The 2565-nt window shown below is 66.2% G+C and carries 1 protein-coding gene; it reads right to left on the bottom strand.

Going from position 1 to position 2565, the window contains the following annotated elements; all coding sequences use genetic code 11:
* Positions 1-102: 102 nt before the first annotated feature.
* Positions 103-1875 carry a group II intron reverse transcriptase/maturase gene (gene ltrA, locus ACIGG8_RS42815; RefSeq protein WP_396553987.1) on the bottom strand — a complete coding sequence of 591 codons (1773 nt, stop codon included), beginning with the start codon at positions 1873-1875 and terminating at the stop codon, positions 103-105.
* Between the last annotated feature and the right edge of the window lie 690 nt (positions 1876-2565).

The raw sequence follows: 2565 nt of genomic DNA, 5'->3' as shown, positions 1-2565 counted from the left end.
AGTCGGGTAGCCGGGTCACGTTGCCGTGACCCGGCCCCCTCAGAACCGGACGTGCCAGTCATCCCGGCATCCGGCTCAAGCAAGCCACGAGGGCTTCGCAGGTCAGCAGGTTGATGTGGTCCGGTTGCCGTCGCCCGCGTGGTGCTGGCGGTGGCATTCGGAGTGCACGAGGCGAAGGTTGTTCCGTTCGTCCGAGCCGCCGTGTCGCCGGTAGGTGAAGTGATGCTTGTGAAGCATCTTCTTCGAGGCCGCGAACCAGTTGATCCACTCGCGTGGGCTGTCCGGTTCGTACTCGGCTCCGGCGATCAGCGCCTGCTTGCAGAGGGGGCAGAGCCCCTGCTGCCGGATCGCCAGGACGAGACTGGTCTTGTCCATCGGCGGTGGCGCCTTCCTGCGGCGGCGGTCCCGCCAGTACTCGGCGAGTGCGGGGTCGTCCGGAGACGCTCCGCCCTTGACGAGCTGGTGGCGGACGATGCCGGTCCAGGAGAACTTGGGCAGGAAGGCGCCGCTGTCGCGGTCGCCGAAGACCCATCGGTCCTGCCTGGACGGGTGGAACCTGCCGAAGTACCGCTCCACGATCCAGTACCTCGACTTCTTGGGATGGCCTCGCCTGGCCCAGTTCCAGGTCAGGCGCCACACGTAGTGGTCCAGCGACGCGAACGTCGTCGTGGAAGACATCGCCCGGTAGTAGGCCGCCCAACCGCGAACGATCGGGATGAGCCTGCGCAGTACGGCCTCGACGTTGGCCCCGTGAAGGGCTTTCACCTCGGTCCGCAACCGCTCCCGGAGCCTCTTGCAGGCCGCCGTACTCGGTTTGACGATCAGTTTGCCCGCCGTCCGGCGGACGGTGAAGCCGAGGAAGTCGAACCCCTCGTCGAGGCGGACGACCTTGGTCTTCTCCTCGTTGAAGCGAAGACCCCTCGGCTCCAGCCAGTCCTCCAGCCGGGTCCTGACCTGGTGCACCTGGGCTTCGTCGTGGCAGAGCACCACGAAGTCGTCGGCATACCTCACCAGCACGGGAGTGCCGGGGGACGCTCCGGGCTCTCGCCCGGCTCGCGCCACCCGGTATTGGCACCCAGCGGCCTGTTCCAACCCGTGCAGAGCGACATTCATCAGCAGCGGACTGATCACACCGCCTTGAGGAGTCCCCTCCTCCGTCGGTGCGAACCGGCCGCGGTCGACCACTCCCGCCTTGAGCCAGCCCCGGATCAGGCCCCTGGCGGGGAACTGGCCGATGGAGGACATCAGATGGTCGTGGTCGATGCGGTCGAACGCCGCCGCCAGGTCCGCGTCCAGCACCCACTGACGTTTCGAGGACTTGCCCTTCAGCGTCAGGAAGATCGCCATGATCGCGTCCTGGCAGCCGCGGCCGGGCCGGAAGCCGTACGACCTCGGCTCGAACCGCGCCTCCCACTCGGGCTCCAGCGCGTTCTTCACGCGGGCCTGGAGCACCCTGTCACGGATGACCGGGATGCCGAGCGGTCGCTGTTTCCCGTTGCTCTTGGGGATGAACACCCGCTTGACCGGCCTGGCCTTCCAAGGCTGGGACGACCGATGGATCTCGGCCGCCAGCTTGCCCCTCGCCGCAGGGGTGAGGGCTCGCTCCCCGTCGATGCCGGCGGTCTTGCGACCACTGCTCTGCTGCGTCACCCGCTTCACGCTGACCAGCGTGTTGCTCAGGCTTCGCAGCATGAGCTTCTGCAAGTTGCGGACCTTCTTCAGGTCTCCGTCCTGCGTCGCCTTGAAGATCCTCTGCCTCAGTCGCCGTACGTTCTCCTCGCACTCGGCCCAGTCGATGCCGTGCCAGTCGAGAGTCGCGTCCTCCGGTCCGTTCACCGCAGCCGCCGAAGGCCCAGTCAATACCGTGCCCCCCAATTCGCGCCTCCAGTACCTAACTTGTCCTTCGGTTCCGACGTCCTTGCAGCGGTGACTTCAAAGGCTCACCTGATCCACGTGGGCTCCCTTTCAGGTCGGGCCACCAGGGCCCGTATCCGGCGAGTTATGCGGGAGCGGGTGAAGGTCCCGTTCTCCCGGTTTCCTCCGGCCTTTCGGCCTACCGGCCTTCGCTTCTTGGATCATCCTTCTCCCGCCGGGGAGTTCAGCTCTCCTTGCGGTCGGCCTACCAGGCTCTTCACCTGGACCTCGACGGGGTTTCCACGTTCCGCACCAGTAAGACGCGGCTGGGGTGGGCGCCCCCTTTACCCCGGGACCAGCGGTGTCCTTCCCCCAGGTCTCAGCTTCCTGAGGGTCGCTCGGTGCCTCACAGCACCGGGTCCTGTGACCGCCGTTTGCATGCCATCGCGCGGTCTTGAAATCACGGGGCGGTCGTCAGGGGTTCACTTGCGTTCGCCCGTCCAGCCTTCCCCTCGCCTGTGACTCCTCGATGGCCGAGGCGTCCTTGGGCTTGAACGCTCAGCTTCACACCCCGCCGTTGCCAGCGACGCATGTGAGCGCGGGGACGGGCCTTGGACACCGGCCCGAAGTTCAGCCGATCGATACCTCCTTCACCTGGCTGTCCTTACTTACTTGGAGCGACCTCGTGTCGCACCTGATCGTTTCAGAATG

Source organism: Kitasatospora sp. NPDC085464, from assembly GCF_044541955.1.
Taxonomy (GTDB): domain Bacteria; phylum Actinomycetota; class Actinomycetes; order Streptomycetales; family Streptomycetaceae; genus Kitasatospora.
The sequence above is the reverse complement of the archived record's forward strand: the minus strand, read 5'-3'. Positions and strand labels throughout refer to the sequence as shown.